The 18,851-nt window shown below is 71.8% G+C and carries 2 protein-coding genes and 1 pseudogene; all 3 read right to left on the bottom strand.

Annotated features, from left to right (window positions below; genetic code table 11):
* Positions 1-116 precede the first annotated feature (116 nt).
* Positions 117-6,638 (bottom strand): annotated as a pseudogene (locus LIV37_RS46040) (SDR family NAD(P)-dependent oxidoreductase); the annotation flags it as partial.
* Positions 6,639-6,674: 36 nt separating this feature from the next.
* The gene (locus tag LIV37_RS46035) at positions 6,675-12,170 is read right to left on the bottom strand and encodes a type I polyketide synthase (RefSeq protein WP_373920803.1); all 5,496 of its coding nucleotides are present in this window, start codon (positions 12,168-12,170) and stop codon (positions 6,675-6,677) included.
* Between the two features lie 120 nt (positions 12,171-12,290).
* A complete protein-coding gene (locus LIV37_RS46030; protein WP_020873938.1) occupies positions 12,291-18,848 on the bottom strand; it encodes a type I polyketide synthase in 6,558 nt (2,185 codons plus the stop codon).
* Positions 18,849-18,851 lie beyond the last annotated feature (3 nt).

Genomic DNA, 18,851 nt, shown 5'->3' with positions numbered 1-18,851 from the left:
GCGTATGTCGGCGTTCTCCCGCTCGAGCCGCTCGTTCTCCATGAGCGTGACACGCAGCGCTTCGACGACCTTCGCTTCGGGAGTGGTCATCCCGGCCTCCGCATTCCGAACCGACATTACTTCCCGGCCTTGCTCATGGCTCGTTGCACCAGACTGTCGACATCCATGTCGGCGATCGCGGCAGCCGGTCGCTCCTCCGCCGACTGCCCGTCCACTTGCTGCTCCGCTTCGGGTTCCCGGACCAGTGCCATGAGGGTGTCGAGGATGCCCAGCTCCCGGAAGCGGCTCAGCGGTGTGCCGGCCAACGCGCGGCGCAGATCCTCCTCCCTCCCAGCAGGGCCCTGCTCAGGTGGGGCGTCCGGGCAGAGCTTCGTCCGCAAGTGGCGCATCAGGGCGGTGGGCGTCGGATAGTCGAAGACCAGCGTGGCCGGGAGCCGTATCCCGGTGTGGTTGGCCAGCCGGTTGCGCAGTTCCACCGCCGTGAGGGAGTCGAAGCCGATTTCGTTGAACGCCAGGTCCGGCCCGATGGCGTGGGCGGAGGCGTGGCCCAGTACCCGAGCCGCCTCCCGGCAGACCAGGCCGAGCAGGATCTGCTCCTGCTCCTCGGGGGTGGCCCTGGTCAGGCGCTGGGTGAAGGCGTCCAGATCGGCGGCCGTCCGCGCAATGCGCCGACCCTGCCGGACGAGGCCACGGAGCAACGGTGGCACTGGTCCGGTGGCGGCGGCCTGGGCTCGCAGTGCGCTCAGGTCCAGTTTCATCGGAAGCACCACCGGCTGGGGCATGCGCAGTGCGGTGTCGAACAGTGCTCCGCCTTCGCCCTCCGACAGCCCGGCCACTCCCCCGCGCGCCATGCGCCACTGGTCGGCGTCGGTGAGGTGGCCGGTCAGCCCGACCCCCGCACCCTGTGCCCACAGCCCCCAGCCCAGGGAGATGCCCGGGAGCCCCTCGGCGCGGCGCCGATGTGCCAACGCGTCCAGGAAGGCGTTGGCCGCCACATAGCTTCCCTGCCCCGAGCTGCCGAGCGTCCCCGCGGCCGAGGAGAACAGGACGAAGGCCGCCAGGTCCAGGTGCCGGGTCAGCTCGTGCAGATGGAGTGCGGCGTCCACCTTCGGGGCGAAGACCGTGTCCAGCCGCTCCCTGTTCAATGCGGTGATCACGCCGTCGTCCAGCGCTCCCGCGCTGTGCACCACGGCGGTCAGCGGTGCGTCTTCGGGCAGCGAGGACAGCAGCCCCGCCAGGGCATCGCGGTCTGCCACATCGCAGGCGGCGATCCGTACGCGTGCGCCGAGTGAGGTCAGTTCCCGCTCCAGCTCGGCGGCGCCGGCGGCCTGGGGTCCGCTCCGGCTGGTCAGCACCAGATTCCGTACGCCATGCTCGACCACCAGGCGCCGGGCGGCCACCTTGCCCAGCGATCCGGTGCCACCCGTGATGAGCACGGTGCCGTCCGGGTCCAGTCGGCGCGGCAGGGTGAACACGTTCTTGCCGATGTGCTGCGCCCGGCTCATGAAGCGGAAGGCGGCCGGAGCGCGCCGGATGTCCCATACGGTCACCGGTGGCGGGGTCAGCACCCCCTTCTCGAAGAGGTCGACCAGCTCGGTCAGCATCCGCTGGATGCGCTCGCCACCGGCCTCGGCCAGGTCAAACGCCCGATAGGCCACGCCGGGGTGCTGAACGGCCACCTCTTCGGCGTCCCGGATATCGCTCTTGCCCATCTCGATGAACCGGCCGCCCCTGGGCAGCAACCGGAGTGAGGCGTCCACGAAGTCTCCGGCGAGGGCGTCCAGCACCACATCGAAGCCACGGCCGCCGGTCACCTCGAGAAACCGCCGCTCGAACTCCAGCGTCCGGGAGTTGGCCAGCCGTCCGTCCGGGACACCGGCGGCGCGCGCGGCGTCCCACTTGGCCGGGCCGGCGGTGCCGTAGACCTCGGCACCCCAATGCCGCGCCAGTTGCACCGCGGCCATGCCGACGCCACCGGCGGCCGCATGGATGAGGACCGACTCCCCGCGCTCCAGCCGTGCCAGGTCCCGCAGGCCGTAGTAGGCCGTGAGGAATGCGCAGGGGACCGCGGCCGCCTGCTGAAAGGACCACCCCTCTGGCATATGGACGAGAGTGAGGGAGTCGGCGACGGCGATGGGGCCGCCCGCGCCCTCGAAGAGCCCCATGACGCGGTCGCCCGGAGCGAAGCGGGTGACACCCGGGCCGACCTCCGTGACCACACCCGCGCCCTCGTTGCCGATGCTGATCTCACCGGGGTACATGCCCAGCGCCATCAGCACATCGCGGAAGTTGAGCCCCGCGGCACGTGTCTCGATCCGGACATGGCCCGGGGGCGGTGGCGCCAGTGCCTTCGGCGACGGCAGCAGCGCCAGGCCCTCCAGCGTTCCCGGGCCGCGGGTGCCCAGCTGCCACGCGGGTTCTCCCTCGGGCGCCACCAGTGCCTCGTCGGCCGTCGCGCGGGTCAGACGGCGTTGGCGGCAGACGCCCGCGCGCAGTGCGAGCTGTGGTTCGTCTCCGGCGAGCAGGGCGGGCAGAAGGGCGGGCAGGGCCTCCGCGGAGGCCGGTGCGCAGTCCAGGTCGAGGAGCACGATGCGCCCGGGGTTCTCCGACTGCGCGGTGGCGACCAGCCCCCAGGCCGCGGCGACCGCCGGATCGATCTGATCGGTGTCCCGGACTCCTACCGCGCGCCGTGTCAGCACCAGCAGGCGTGAGTCCTCCAGCGTGGGCTCGGTCAGCCACGTCCGCAGCACGTCCAGTACTTGGCCCGTCAGCTCATGCGCGCGGACCGCGCTGGTGTCATCGCTTACGGCATCGTCGGGGCCGATCTCGTACCGCAACACCGGCGGCGCCCCGACCGGGGCGTCGGCTCGGGTGGCCAACTCCCGAACGTCCTGCGCGGTGTGTACGGAGACGGTGTGGACGGTGTCCAGTGGTGCGTCGGCGGCGTCGACCGGCAGTTCCTCCCACCCTACGAGGAACATCCGGTCGGTCGAGGTCCGTGTGGCGGCGTCCAGCAGCGCCGCCGGCATCGGCCGCGACACCAACGACTCGACCACCGCCACCGCCGCCCCGCTCGGATCGGCAAGCCGAAGGCCCACCCCATCCTTGCCGTTGGGTGTGATGCGTACGCGCAGTGCCGAAGCGCCGGAGGCGTGCAGGGACACTCCGCGATAGGCGAACGGCAGGGTGGGCCCTGTCTGGTCATCGGTACGGTCTCGGAACGCGGTGGCGTGCAGGGCCGCGTCGAGCAGTGCGGGGTGCAGCCCGAACGCGGTGGCTTCGGCCGACAGCTCCTCGGGCAGGGCCACCTCGGCGTAGATCTCGTCGCCCCGCGTCCATGCGGCCCGTAGGCCACGGAAGGCGGGGCCGTATCCGTAACCGCTCGCCTCCAGCTCCTCGTAAATGCCGCGCACCCGCTCCTCCGGGACCGCCACCCCCCCGGTGGGGGGCCACTGCGTCAGGTCCGCGTCCAGGTCATCGGGGGTGTCCTGGGCAAGGGTGCCGCTGATGTGGCGGGTCCATGGCGTGTCGCCGCCGCCGTCCTCGCCGCGTGAGTGCACTGCCACCGGGCGTCGGCCGGAATCGTCCACGGCGCCGACGCTCACCCGTACCTGCACACCGTCGCGCTCGGGCAGGGTGAGCGGTGCCTCGATCACGAGCTCTTCGACGACACCACAGCCGACCTCGTCACCGGCGCGCACCGCCAGCTCCACGAACGCCGCCCCGGGCAGCAACACCGTGCCCGCCGCCGCGTGGTCGCCCAGCCACGGATGCGTACGCAACGACAGGCGGGAGGTGAACAACAAGCCCCCCGACTCGGGCAGTTCGGTCACGGCGCCCAGCAGTGGGTGGTCGGCCCGCACAAGCCCCAGCGCGGTCGCGTCCACCGATCCGCCTCGCCGTCCCAGCCAGTAGTGCTGGCGTTGGAAGGCGTAGGTGGGCAGATCCATCGCGACGTGCGCGGGGGTGTACCCGAGCAGGGCGGACCAGTCGACGGTGACGCCGCGTACATACGCCTCGGCCAGGGAGGTCAGCACGCGGCGCATGCCACCCTCGCCCCGGCGAAGCGTCCCGGTCACCACGACCGGTCCGGCGTCCGCTTGCTCTGCCGCCGCCTCAATACTCATCGTCAGCACCGGATGCGCACTCACCTCGACAAACGCCGCGAAGCCTTCCCCGATCAACCGGTCGATGGACGGGGCGAAGCGGACGGTGCTCCGCAGGTTCCGGTACCAGTACCCGGCATCCAACTCAGCCGTATCCAACCACTCCCCCTCCACCGTGGAGAAGAACGGAATACGTGAGGACACCGGCCGGACCTGCACCAACGAACGCGCCAACTCCCCCTCGATCGCCTCCACCTGCACCGTATGCGACGCGTAATCCACATCGACCCACCGCGCCCGCACCCCCACGCCCTCACACTCCCCCACCAACTCCCCCAACGCCCCCGGCTCACCAGCCACCACCACCGACAACGGCCCATTCACCGCCGCCACCTCAACCCGACCCGACCACCCCTCAACCAGCCGCTCCGCCTCCTCCACACCCACAGCCAGCGACACCATCCCCCCACCACCCGACAGCCCCGCCGCGATCGCCCGACTACGCAACACCACCACCCGCGCCGCATCCTCCAACGACAACCCACCCGCCACACACGCCGCCGCAATCTCCCCCTGCGAATGACCCACCACCGCCGACGGCACCACACCAGCCGCCAACCACACCCGCGCCAACCCCACCATCACCGCAAACGACACCGGCTGCACCACATCCACCCGCTCCAAGGACACCGCACCCTCAACACCCCGAACCACATCCACCAACGACCAACCCGTCAACGGATCCAACACCCCCGCACACTCCCGAAGCCCCTCCGCAAACACCACACTCGACTCCAACAACTCCGCCCCCATCCCCACCCACAGCGCCCCCTGACCAGGAAACACCAACACCACCCGACCCTGGGCGTCCGCCCGTCCCACCACCTCGCTACCGGCCACCTCACCCCCGGCCACGGCCTCCAGCCCCGCCAACGCCTCACTCCGGTCCCCCGCCAGCACCACCGCACGTTCCGACAGCCCGGCCCGCGACGCGGCCAAGGAACGTGCCAGTTGGCCCAGCTCCAGGTCCGGCCGTCGCTCCACAAAGTCCAGCAGCCGCCGCGCCTGCCCCCGCAACCCCGCGCCGTCAGAGCCCGAAACGACCAACGGCACCACTCCGCCCGGGCCCTCCGACACCACCACCGGCGCCACCTCGACAGCCGCCCCCGGAGCCTGCTCCAAAATCACATGCGCGTTCGTCCCACTCACCCCGAACCCCGACACCCCCGCCCGACGCACACGCCCCACCTCAGGCCACACCCGCTCCTCCGTCAGCAACTCCACCGCACCCGACGACCAATCCACCTGCCGCGAAGGCTCATCCACATGCAACGTCCTCGGCAACACCCCATACCGCAACGCCAACACCATCTTGATCACACCAGCCACACCCGCAGCCGCCTGCGCGTGGCCAATGTTCGACTTCAACGACCCCAACCACAGCGGATGCCCCTCAGGCCGGTCCTGGCCGTAGGTCGCCATCAGCGCCTGGACCTCGATCGGATCACCCAGTGTGGTGCCCGTGCCGTGGCCCTCCACGGCGTCCACATCGCCCGCCGCCAGCCCCGCACCCGCCAACGCCTGCTGAATCACCCGCTGCTGCGACGGACCGTTCGGCGCCGTCAGCCCATTCGACGCACCGTCCTGATTCACCGCACTGCCCCGCACCACCGCCAGCACCCGGTGTCCAAGCCGCTCCGCATCCGACAACCGCTCCACCACCAGCACACCCACACCCTCAGCCCACCCCGTACCGTCCGCCGACGCCGCGAACGACTTACAGCGGCCGTCTTCAGCCATGCCGCGCTGCCGCGAGAAGCCGACGAAGGCGCTGGGGGTGGACATGACGGTGGCCCCTCCGGCCAGCGCCATCGAGCACTCGCCGGAGCGCAGCGCCTGCGCGGCCAGGTGCAGGCCCACCAGTGAGGAGGAACATGCGGTGTCGATCGTCATCGCCGGGCCCTCGAACCCCAGCTCATAAGCGACCCGCCCGGTGAGCACGCTCGCCGAGCTGCCCGTCATCAGATAGCCCTCGACGCCCTCGGGGACCGTGTCCACGTCCGTGGCGTAGTCCTGGTTGAGAGTGCCGAAGTAGACACCGACGTCCTTGCCACGCAGGGCCGTTGGATCGATCCCGGCGCGCTCCAACGCCTCCCATGACGTCTCCAACAGCAACCGCTGCTGCGGATCCATCGCCAACGCCTCGCGCGGCGAAATGCCGAAGAAGCCCGCGTCGAACTCCCCCGCGTCGCGCAGAAAACCACCCTCGCGGACATAGCTGGTGCCGGGGTGATCGGGATCCGGGTCGAAGAGGTTCTCCAGATCCCAGCCACGGTCCTCCGGAAACCCACCGACCGCGTCACCGCCGGACACCACCAGGTCCCACAGCTCCTCCGGTGTGGTCACCCCACCCGGCAACCGGCACGCCATCCCCACGATCGCGATCGGCTCCGACTGCGCGGCCTCGATCTCGGTAAGCCGCTGCCGCGCCTGGTGCAGGTCGGCGGTCACCCGCTTGAGATACCGGACCAGCTTCTCGTCGTTCTCCACCGGAGGTCACCTTCCCCTTCACTCGTAGGCGCGGTCGGAATCCGCCGGGTCCACGATTCCGAACTCGTCGTCGATGAAGGCCAGTACGTCGTCGACCGACGCCGCATCGAGCGTCGCTTCGATGTCGGCGCCTCCGGCCGGCCCGGAGGCGTCGGAGCTGAGCTTGGCCGCCAGCGCCCGGAGCCGGGCGGCGGCGCCCGTGTTCTTGGCACCGTCCGGTGGCCGGGCGGCTACCAGCTCTTCGAGCCTCGCCACTTCGGCCAGCACCGGGTCCCGCGGGGTCTCGGCGCCCAGGCGGGTGTCCAGATGGTCCGCCAGGGCCAGGGGCGTGGGGAAGTCGAAGGCGAACGTGGCCGGGAGTCGCAGCCCGGTACGGGCGAGGAGCCGGTCCCGTAGCTCGATAGCGGTGAGCGAGTCGAAGCCGACGTCGGTGAAGGCCGCTTCGGGGCCGATACGGCCGACCGAGGCGTAACCGAGTACGTACGCCGCCTCCTGCCGGACCAGGTCAAGCAGGATCGCCTGCCGGTCCGCGGGGCCCACCCCGGCCAGTCGTGCGGTGAGCGCGTCGGCGTCATGTGCATGCGCCGACTGGGCCTTCTGCCGGATCCGCCGGGACTGGGGGACCAGCCCGCGCAACAGTGGCGGCACCGCCCCGGTGGCGGCCTGGGCCCGCAGTGCGCCGAGGTCCAGTTTGATGGGGAGGACCGTGGGTTCGCGCGTGCGCAGCGCGGCGTCGAAGAGCTCCATGCCTTCGGCCGAGGTCAGCGCGGCGAGTCCGTCGCGTGCCAGTCGGCGGTGGTCGGCGTCGCCGAGCTGGGCGGTCATCCCCGTGTCCTGGGACCACATGCCCCAGCCGAGGGAAATCGCGGGAAGTCCTTGAGCGGCCCGGTGCTGTGCCAGCGCGTCGAGGTAGGCGTTGGCGGCGGCGTAGTTGCCCTGTCCGGAGCTGCCGAAGGTGCCCGCGGCGGAGGAGAACAGGACGAAGGCGGAGAGGTCCAGGTCCCGGGTCAGCTCATGCAGATGGAGCGCCCCGTCCACCTTCGGCCGGAACACCGCGTCCATACGCTCCGGAGTCAACGCCGTCAGCACACCGTCATCCAGAACACCGGCCGTATGCACCACCGCCGACAACGGCGCATCCTCCGGGACGACATCCAGCAGCCCGGCCACCGCCGCCCGGTCCGCCACATCACACGCGACGAGCCGCACCCGTGCACCCGCCCCCACCAGCTCCGCCTCCAACTCGGCGGCACCGGGCCCCCCAGGCCCGCTCCGGCTCGCCAACACCAGGCTCCGCACCCCATGCACGGCCACCAGATGCCGCGCCACCACCGCGCCCAACGCCCCCGTGCCGCCGGTGACCAACACCGTCCCGTCCACGCCCACACCGCCCAGTTCGGCCTCGGGCGGTTCCACCACACGGGTGAGCCGCCGTAGGAAGCACGCTCCGGCGCGGACCGCGGCCTGGGTCTCGTCGGCGGCGAACAGGGCGGGCACGAGGGTGCTCAGCGTCCCGTACGAGGACGGCTCGTTGTCGACGTCCAGCAGCAGGATCCGGCCGGTGTTCTCGGACTGCGCGGTGCCGACCAGCCCCCATACGGCGGCAATGGCGGGGTCGACCGGCTCGCCCGGATCGACGGCGACCGCGCCCGTCGTCAGCACGACCATCCGCGTGCTGTCCAGCGCGGGTTCGGCCGACCACGCCTGGACGACTTCCAGGACGCGGCTGGTCAGCTCACGCACACCTCCGGTCTCGGCCACCTCGACCGTCACGGCGTCGAACCGGTCACCTCGCTCGGCCAGCGCGCGCACGTCCTCGGCCGTGGCCACCCGCACCGCGCCCAGTGGGGTGCCATCCGGTGTCAGCGCCGCCTCCTCCCATCCCGGGCGGAGCAGACGGTCATGTGTCGAGGCGGTCTTGAACTGCCCGGGTTCGACCGGGCGGGACACCATTGAACCCACCGAGGCCACCGGGGCGCCGGTCTCATCGGCCAACTCCAGCGTCAGGGTGTCCTCTCCGGTGGGGACCACCCGTACCCGTAAGGCCATGGCACCCGTGGCGTACAGCGCCACATCGCGCCAGACGAAGGGCAACGCCGTCCGCTGGTCGGCACGCTCCGCACGGTGCTGGAACGCGGCGGCGTGCAGGGCCGCGTCGAGGAGTGCCGGATGCAGCCCGAACCCCGCGGCCTGGGCCCGATGCTCCTCCGGCAGAGCCACTTCCGCATATACCGCGCCATCCAGCCGCCACGCCGCCCGCACCCCCTGAAACACCGGCCCATACCGATACCCAGCCCGCTCCAGACCGTCGTACAGGCCCTCCACCTCCGCCGGGTCCACCGCCACCGCACCCGCCGGAGGCCACACCGACAACTCCGCATCAGGAGTGGAGACCCCCGCCGCAGGACGCAACGTCCCGCTCGCGTGCCGCACCCACGCGGCGCCCACGCCCGCGTCGTCCGCGCGCGAATACACCCGTGCCACACGCCGACCGCCCTCATCGGCCTCCGCCACGCTCACCCGGACCTGAACGGCCCCGCCCTCCGCCAACACCAGCGGAGCCTCCATCACCAGCTCCTCCACCCCACCGCACCCGACCTCATCACCGGCCCGCACCACCAACTCCACAAACGCGGCCCCGGGCAACAGCACCGCACCCGCGGCCATATGGTCAGCCAGCCACGGATGCGTACGCAGGGACAGTCGGGAGGTGAACAACACCTCACCCGACCCCGGCACCTCCGTCACCGCACCCAACAACGGATGCCCGACGCCCACCAACCCCGCGGACGTCACATCACCCACACTCCGCCGCTCCCCCACCAGCCAGTAATGCTCCCGCTGGAAGGCGTACGTCGGCAGATCGACCGAACCGGTATGCGTTCCGCCCAGCACCGTTGCCCAGTCCACACGCACACCACGCGTATGGCAGGTGGCCAGAGCCGTGACAAGGGCGCGGGTCTCGTCACCCTCCCGACGGAGGGCCGGTACGAAGGCCGCGTGCCCGTCGTCCAGGCACTCGCGGCCCATCGCGGACAGCGTGCCGTCGGGACCCAGTTCCAGATACGTACTCACCCCGTACTCGGCAAGCGCCCGCACACCATCCGCGAACCGCACCGCCGACCGCACATGCTCCACCCAGTACTCCGGCGAACGCACCACCTCCGCATCCACCAACTCCCCGGTCGCATTCGACACCAGAGGAATCTCGGGAGCGGCAAACGACAAACCCTCAACCACCCGCCGGAACTCCTCCAGCATGGGCTCCATCCGTGCGGAGTGGAACGCGTGCGAGACCGCCAGACGCCTCGTCCGGCACCCCCGCTCCGACAACTCCCCCGCCACCCGCAACACCGGCTCCTCATCACCGGAGAGCACCACCGCCGCAGGACCATTCACCGCCGCGATATCCACCCCCGCCACCAACAGAGGACGCACCCGGTCCTCACCCGCGCCCACCGCCACCATCACGCCACCCCCCGGCAACGCCTCCATCAACCGACCCCGCGCCGCCACCAACACCGCCGCATCCTCCAACGACAACACACCCGCCACATGCGCCGCCGTCACCTCACCCACCGAATGCCCACCCACCACATCCGGCACCACACCCCAGGACTCCACCAACCGGAACAACGCCGTCTCCACCGCGAACAACCCCGCCTGAGCAAACACCGTCCGCTCCAACAGCTCACCGCCCCCGAAGACCACCTCCCGTACCGAATCAGACACACCCCCGGTATTCAACTCCCGGTCCAACGCCCCACACACCGCATCGAAGACCTCCCGGAACACCGGGAACACCTCATACAACCCACGCCCCATCCCCACCCGCTGACACCCCTGACCAGCGAACAACACCCCCAACCGACCACGCACCACCGAACCCGACACCACCCCGGCAGCCGACTCACCCCGCGCCACCACACCCAACCCCGCCAACGCCTCCTCACGACCCCCCGCCACCACCACCGCACGATCCGACAACCCCGCCCGACCACAACCCAACGCGACACCCAGCTCCGTCACTCCCACCTCGGGGTGGCCTTCGGCGAAGTCCAGCAGCCGATGCGCCTGGGCCCGCAACCCCGCATCACCACGGCCCGACACCAGCAACGGCACCACACCCCCCGGAGCCTCCGCCACCGGCGCCGCTTCAGCCGCCGCTTCCGGCGCCTGCTCCAGAATCACGTGGGCGTTCGTCCCGCTGACCCCGAAGCCCGACACCCCCGCCCGGCGCGGACGCCCCACCTCCGGCCACGCCCGCCGCTCGGTCAGCAGCTCCACCGCACCCGACGACCAGTCCACCTGTGGCGAAGGCTCATCCACATGCAACGTCCGAGGCAATACCTCATGCCGCAGCGCCATGACCATCTTGATGACCCCGGCCACGCCCGCCGCGCCCTGGGTATGGCCGATGTTGGACTTGAGCGAGCCCAGCCACAGCGGGCGGTCCTCGGGCCGCCCCTGGCCGTACGTGGCCAGCAGCGCCTGTGCCTCGATCGGATCGCCGAGCGCCGTCCCGGTCCCGTGGGCCTCCACCGCGTCCACGTCGGACGGACCAAGGCGCGCATGGGCCAGCGCCTGCCGGATGACACGCTGCTGCGACGGACCGTTCGGGGCGGTCAACCCATTCGACGCACCGTCCTGGTTCACCGCACTGCCCCGCACCACCGCCAACACCCGATGGCCGTTCCGCTCCGCGTCCGACAACCGCTCCAGCAGCAGCACTCCCGCGCCCTCGGAGAATCCGGTGCCGTCCGCCGCGGCGGCGAAGGCCTTGCAGCGGGCGTCGGCGGCGAGTCCGCGCTGGCGTGAGAAGCCGATGAACGCCCGGGGTGTGCCCAGGACGGTGACGCCACCGGCCAGCGCCATCGAGCAGTCCCCGGCCCGGAGGGCGCGCGCCGCGAGGTGGAGTGCCACCAGGGACGCGGAACACGCGGTGTCGACCGTGACGGCGGGGCCCTCGAACCCGAAGGTGTAGGAGATCCGGCCGGAGAGCACACTTCCGGCGTCGGAGGTCATCAGATAGCTCTCCAGGGCCTCGGGCAGCTCCGGCAGCCCGGCCCCGTAGTCGCTGCCCGCGAACCCGGAGAAGACACCGACGTCCTCGCCGCGCCACGCGGCCGGGTCGATCCCCGCCCGTTCGAACGCCTCCCAGGAGAGCTCGAGCATGATGCGCTGCTGCGGGTCCATGGTGACCGCCTCGCGCGGGGAGATCCCGAAGAAGCCCGCGTCGAACTCCCCGGCGTCATGCAGAAATCCGCCCTCGCGGACATAGCTGGTGCCCCGGTGGTCGGGGTCCGGATGAAACAGATCTTCCAAATCCCAACCGCGGTTCACGGGGAAGCCGGTGATTCCGTCCCGCCCGTGCAGCACCAGCTCCCACAGCTGCTCCGGGGACGACACCCCGCCCGGAAGCCGGCAGGCCATCGCGACGATCGCGATCGGCTCCGACTTCTCGGCCTCCAGTTCGCGGACCCGCTTCTGGGAACGGCGGGCGTCCGCCAGCACGCGCTTGAGGTAGTCGCGCAGCTTCCCGTCATCTGCCATGAGTGTTCACTCCCGAAGGAAACGGTGGCGTCTGCTGGAGGGTCGGCGGCGTGTGGTGTGTCGTCGCGCGGGGCCGGGCGGTCACGAGGCGCCGAACTCCCGGTCGATGAGCTCGAACATGGCCTCGTCGGTCGCGGTGTCCACGTCGAACTCCTCGTCCTGGTCTGCGGTTGTGGCACCTGCCGTGGTCTCCCACTGCTCGACCAGCAGATGGAGGCGGGCCAGCACCGTGGCGTGAGTCGTGGCGTCGGGGGTCACCTCGGCCAGGGTCGTGGCCACGGTGTCGAGCTCGGCCATCAGCACCTCCGAGGTGTCGACCTCCTGGCCCAGTTCGGCCAGGAGGTAGCGGGCGAGGGACGCGGGGGCGGGGTGGTCGAAGATGAGCGTGGCGGGCAGCCGTACTCCGGCCCGGCGGGAGAGCCGGTTGCGCAGTTCCACGGCGGTGAGCGAGTCGAAGCCGATCTCCTTGAAGGGCTGGCTGGGCTCGATCAGGTCGGCCGAGGCGTGGCCGAGGACAGCGGCGGCCTCCTGCTGGACCAGGTCCAGCAGGATCTTCTCCTGCTGGCCGGTGGTTGCCCTGACCAGCCTGCTCACCAGGTCATCCATGTCCGCCGCCGCGTTGTCGACGGCCCGGCGCGGGGTGCGGACGAGGGCGCGCAGCAACGCGGGCAGCGAGCCGGAGGCGGCCAGGGCGCGCAGGGCGGCGAAGTCCATGTGGGCGGGGACGAGTACGGTGTCGGGGCCGCGCAACGCGGTGTCGAACAGCTCCATGCCCTCGGGTACGGAGAGTGCGAGCATGCCGCCCTGGGCCATGCGCCGCTGGTCGGAGTCGTCCAGGTGCGCGCTCATGTCGGTCACCTGCCCCCACAGGCCCCACGCGAGGGAGGTGGCGGGCAGCCCGTTGGCGTGGCGGTAGCGGGCGAGCGCGTCGAGGAAGGCGTTGGCGGCGGAGTAGTTGCCCTGGCCCGGGGAGTCGAAGGTGCCCGCGCCGGAGGAGAAGAGGACGAACGCGGCGAGGTCGAGGCCGCGGGTCAGCTCGTGCAGGTTGAGCACCGCGTCCACCTTGGGGCGGAACACCGTGTCCAGGCGTTCCGGGGTCAGGGTGGTGATCACGCCGTCGTCCAGCAGTCCGGCGGTGTGCACCACGGCGGTCAGCGGGGTGTCCTCGGGGATCGAGCCGAGCAGTGCGGCCACCGCCTCGCGGTCGGCGAGGTCGCAGGCCACCGTGTGCACGGTGGCGCCCAGCGCGCTGAGCTCGTCCTCCAGTTCGGGAATCCCCGTGGCGTCCCTGCCCCGCCGGCCGGCCAGGACGACGTTGCGCATTCCGTGTCCGGTGACCATGCGCCGGGCCACCAGGCGGCCCAGCGAGCCGGTGCCGCCGGTGACCAGGAGGGTGCCGCCGGCGTCGGGGGCGCGGGGCAGGGTGAACACGTTCTTGCCGATGTGCCGTCCCTGGCTCATGTGGCGGAAGGCGGCCGGGGCGTGGCGTACGTCCCAGGTGTTCAGCGGCAGGGGGTGCAGCGCTCCTCGGTCGAACAGCTCGACCAGTTCGCGCAGCATCTCCCCGATGCGGTCGTTGCCCGCCTCGTAGAGGGAGAACGCCTGGTAGGAGACGCCGGGATGGGTGGTTGCGACCTCCTCGGGGCTCCGCAGGTCGGCCTTGCCCATCTCCAGGAACCGGCCTCCTCGGGGCAGCAGCCGCAGTGAGGCGTCCACGAACTCCCCGGCGAGGCTGTCCAGCACCACATCGACGCCCCGTCCCCGGGTGGCGTCCAGGAAGTGCGATTCGAAGTCCACGGTGCGCGAGTTGCCGAGCCGGTCCCCGCCGATTCCGGTGGCGCGTACGGCGTCCCATTTGGCGGGGGCGGCGGTGGCGAACACCTCGGCGCCCCAGTGCCGGGCGAGCTGCGCGGCGGCCATTCCGACCCCGCCGGCGGCGGCGTGGACCAGTACGGACTCACCGGATCGCAGACCGGCGAGGTCGCGCAGCCCGTAGTAGGCGGTGAGGAACGCCATCGGCACGGTGGCGGCCTGCTGGAACGACCAGCCGTGCGGGATCCTGGCCACGGTGCGGTGGTCGGCCACGGCCAGCGGGCCGACCGCGTCGGGGAACAGCCCCATCACCCGGTCGCCCACGGCGAGCCCGGCCACTCCGGGGCCGATCTCGGTGACCACTCCGGAGCCCTCGTTGCCGATGGTGGCGTCGACCCGGTTCATGTCCAGCGCCACCAGGACGTCCAGGAAGTTCAGCCCCGCCGCCCGGACCTCGATCCGGACCTGACCGGCCGCCAGCGGTTGCAGCGCGGCGGGTGCGGGGCGCAGCGCCAGACCTTCGAGGGTGCCGTCGGTGCCGGGCTCCAGCCGCCAGGCCACCGCGCCCGAGGGTGGGGCCAGCGCGCCGGTGGTGTCCGCGCGGATGAGGCGGCGGGCGTAGCGGATGCCGTCGCGCAGGGCGAGTTGCGGCTCTCCCCCGGTGAACACGCCGGGCAGCAGGGCGAGGGACGCCTGGGCCCGGTCGGTGTCCACCAGTGTGATGCGCCCGGGGTTCTCGGCCTGGGCGGACCGGAGCAGACCGCATACGGCGGCGGCGGTGGGGTCGGTGAGCTCACGGTCGTGGTGCACGGCCACCGCGCCGTGGGTGAGTACGAGCAGCCGGGTGTCGTCGAGTTCGGGTGCGGCCAGCCAGGTCCGCAGCAGTTCCAGCACCCGGCCGGTCGCCTCCCGTACGCCGCTCGCGGTCGGCTCCTGGCCGTCGGCGGCCAGGTCCAGGAGCAGCGCGTCGGGCACGCCCAGGTCGGCCGTCCCGGCCAGTTCGCGGATGTCCTCGGCGGTCGCCACCGGTACGGGGTGGAGGGTGTCCGGTGTGGTGTCGGCCGCCGGTGCCGGGAGCTCGTCCCAGCCGACGCGGAACATCCACTCCCGGGCGGGGCTGGTGCCGGTGTCGAGCAGTTCGGTGGCCACCGGCCGGGACACCACCGATCCGACGGTGGCGACGGCCGCGCCGCCGGTGTCCGCCAAGGCGAGCGCCACTTCCTCGGGGCCGTTCGGTGTGATGTGGACGCGTAGCGCGGACGCCCCGGCGGCGTGCAGGGCGACATCGCGGTAGGCGAACGGCAGTGCCAGTGTGGCCTGGACGGCGCCGACGTCGCGGAAGGCGATCGCGTGCATGGCGGAGTCGAGCAGCACCGGGTGCAGGCCGAAGCCGTCCGCCGAGAGCCCCTGGTCGTCGGCCAGTGCGACCTCGGCGAACACCTCCTCGCCCCGGGCCCACACCGCGCGCAGCCCCTGGAAGGCCGGTCCGTAGCCGTAACCGGCGGCGGCCATGTCCTGGTACGCCTCGGACACCCGCTCGGTGTCCACCGCGACCGCCCCGGCCGGTGGCCACTGGGCGAGGCCGGTGTCGGGTGGGGTGGCGACGGCGGCCGGGGCCAGGACACCGGTTGCGTGCCGGGTCCAGGCCGTCCCGGGGCCGCTTCCCTCCGCGCGGGAGCTCACGGAGAGCGGGCGCCGCCCGGAGTCGCCCGCCTCGCCCACGAACACCTGGAGGCGCGCGCCATCGCCCTCGGCCAGGGTGAGCGGTGCCTCGATGACGAGCTCTTCGACGACGCCGCAGCCGACCTCGTCACCGGCGCGCACCGCCAGCTCCACGAACGCCGCCCCGGGCAGCAACACCGTGCCCGCCGCCGCGTGGTCGCCCAGCCACGGATGCGCACGCAACGACAGCCGGGAGGTGAACAACACCCCGCCGGACTCGGGGACTTCGGCGACGGCGCCCAGCAGGGGGTGCTGGGCCGGTTCGAGGCCGAGCCCGGCCGCGTCGCCGAAGACGTCGGTCGACTCCAGCCAGTAATGGTGCCGTTGGAAGGCGTACGTGGGCAGATCGATCCGGCGCGGGTCCGAACCGGCGAACGCCGTGGCCCAGTCCACCGGCAGTCCGCTCACATGGCCCTCGGCGAGGGAGGCCAGGAACCGTCGCGCACCGCCCTCGTCGCGCCGCAGGGAGCCCACGGCCACCGCGTCTGCCCCGGCGTCCTCGAACATCTGCTGCATGGCGGTCACCAGCACGGGATGGGCGCTGGACTCGACGAAGAAGCCGAAGCCGTCGGCGAGGAGTTCGTGGACGGCGCCCTCGAAGTTCACCGGGTGGCGCGCGTTGCGGAACCAGTACTCGGCGTCCAGTTCGCCGGTGTCCAGCACACCGCCGGTGACCGTCGAGTAGAACGGGATGTGGCCGCGGCGCGGGGTGATGTCGGCGAACATCGCGAGGATACGGCCGCGCAACGGATCGACCTGGGCGCAGTGCGAGGCCACCGTCGAGCCCACGACCTGCGCCCGGATCCCGTCGGCCTTGCACCCCGCCACGAACTCCTCCAGCGCGGCCACCTCGCCCGCGACGGTCACCGCCGAGGGGCCGTTGCGTCCGGCGATCACCAGTCGCTCGCCCCAGTCCGCCAGCCGCTTCTCCACGGCGTCGGGCGCCACCGCCACGGAGGCCACCGCGCCCTTGCCCACCAGCTCCTCGGCGAACAGGGCGCTGCGCAGGACCACGATCCTGGCCGCGTCGTCCAACGACAGCGCCCCGGCCACGTAGGCCGCCGCGATCTCCCCTTGGCTGTGGCCGACCACCGCCGCGGGTTCGATCCCGGCCGCCGCCCACACCGCCGCCAAGGACACGTGCACCGCGAACAGCGCGGGTTGCAGGATCTCGATCCGGTCCAGGGAAGGCGCTCCCTCGGCCCCCTGGATCACATCGGTGACGGACCAGTCCAGGAGGCGACCCAGCGCGTCGTCGCATTCGGCGAACCGGCCGGCGAACGCCGGTGAGGAGGCGAGCAGTTCGGCCGCCATGCCCTGCCACTGCGAGCCCTGGCCGGGGAAGACGAAGGCGATGTGGCCGGTGGCCGGGCCGGTGCCGCGGATCACATCGGGTGCGGGGGTGTTCTGGGCCAGTGCGGCAAGACCGCGCAGCGCGCCGTCCCGGTCGGTGGCCAGCACCACGCCGCGTTGCTCCAGCGCGGCCCGCCCGGAGGCCAGCGACCAGCCGAGGTCCGGCAGGGCCACGTCGGGGCGTTCGTCCAGGAACGACAGCAGGCGCTGGGCCTGAGCGCGCAGCCCCGAGTCGCCCCGCCCGGACACCAGAAGCGGCACCGGGGCGTCGTCCAGGACCGGCGGTGACGACGGCGCCGGATCGGTGACGGCGGTGGTGGTCTCCGCGGCCGCGCCGGTCGCGGGGCCGGGTTCGGTGAGCTGAGGGGCCGGGGCCTCTTCGATGATCACATGCGCGTTGGTGCCGCTGATGCCGAAGCCCGATACGGCGGCCCGGCGCGGCCGCCCCGTCTCCGGCCACGGCTGTTCGCCGGTCAGGAGTTCCACCGCACCGGCCGACCAGTCCACCTGGGGCGTGGGCGCGTCCACATGCAGCGTCTTCGGCAGTACACCATGCCGCAGCGCCATCACCATCTTGATCACACCGGCCGCACCGGCGGCGGCCTGGGTGTGACCGATGTTGGACTTCACCGACCCCAGCCACAGCGGGCGGTCGCGGTCCCGGCCGTACGTGGCCAGCAGGGCCTGCGCCTCGATGGGGTCGCCCAGCGCCGTACCCGTGCCGTGTGCCTCCACCACGTCCACATCGGCGCCCGACAGCCGCGCGCTGCTCAGCGCCCGGCGGATGACGCGCCGCTGAGAGGGGCCGTTGGGCGCGGTGAGGCCGTTGGAGGCGCCGTCCTGGTTCACCGCCGAGCCGCGCACCACCGCCAGCACCGGGTGCCCCGCGTCGACGGCGTCGGACAGACGCTCCAGCAGAAGCACACCGGCGCCCTCGGAGAACCCGGTGCCGTCCGCCGAGGCCGCGAAGGCCTTGCACCGGCCGTCGGGGGCCAGTCCGCGCTGGCGGGAGAAGCCCACGAAGGCGTCGGAGGCCGCCATCACGGTGACGCCACCGGCCAGCGCCATCGAGCACTCCCCTGCCCGCAGCGCCTGCGCGGCCAGATGCAGCGCCACCAGCGACGAGGAGCACGCCGTGTCGATCGTCACGGCGGGGCCTTCGAGGCCGAGTGCGTAGGAGACCCGCCCGGACAGCACACTGCCCGCGCCACCGGTGAGGATGAACCCCTCCAGCCCTTCGGGGACCTCGGCGAGACCGGCGCCGTAGTCGTGGAACGCGATACCGGAGTAGACGCCGACGTCCTTGCCCCGCTTGCCGGCCGGGTCGATCCCGGCGCGCTCGAACACCTCCCAGGACAGCTCCAGCATGATCCGCTGCTGGGGGTCCATCGCCACGGCCTCCCGGGGCGAGATGCCGAAGAAGCCCGCGTCGAACTCCCCGGCGTCGTGCAGGAAACCGCCTTCCGTGGCATAGCTGGTGCCTGGGTGGTCCGGGTCGGGGTGGAAGAGGTTGTCCAGGTCCCAGCCGCGGTTCACCGGAAAGCCGGAGATGCCGTCACCGCCGGTGGACACCAGCTCCCACAGGTCTTCCGGTGTGCTCACCCCGCCCGGCAGCCGGCAGGCCATCCCGACGATGGCGATGGGGGCGGAGGTGGCAGCGACCGCCTTGTCGTACTCGTGCTTCAGCCGGGCGTTGTCCTTCAGCGAGGCGCGCAGTGCGTCGACGATCTGTTCGCTCTGGCTGCTGCTCATGGC

It is taken from the genome of Streptomyces rapamycinicus NRRL 5491 (assembly GCF_024298965.1).
Classification (GTDB): domain Bacteria; phylum Actinomycetota; class Actinomycetes; order Streptomycetales; family Streptomycetaceae; genus Streptomyces; species Streptomyces rapamycinicus.
This window is presented reverse-complemented; position numbering and strand designations above follow the sequence as displayed.

Coding starts and splice junctions, on each gene's coding strand:
- LIV37_RS46030 (WP_020873938.1), bottom strand. CDS start 18,848: ATGAGCAGCAGCCAGAGCGAACAGATCGTCGACGCACTGCGCGCCTCG.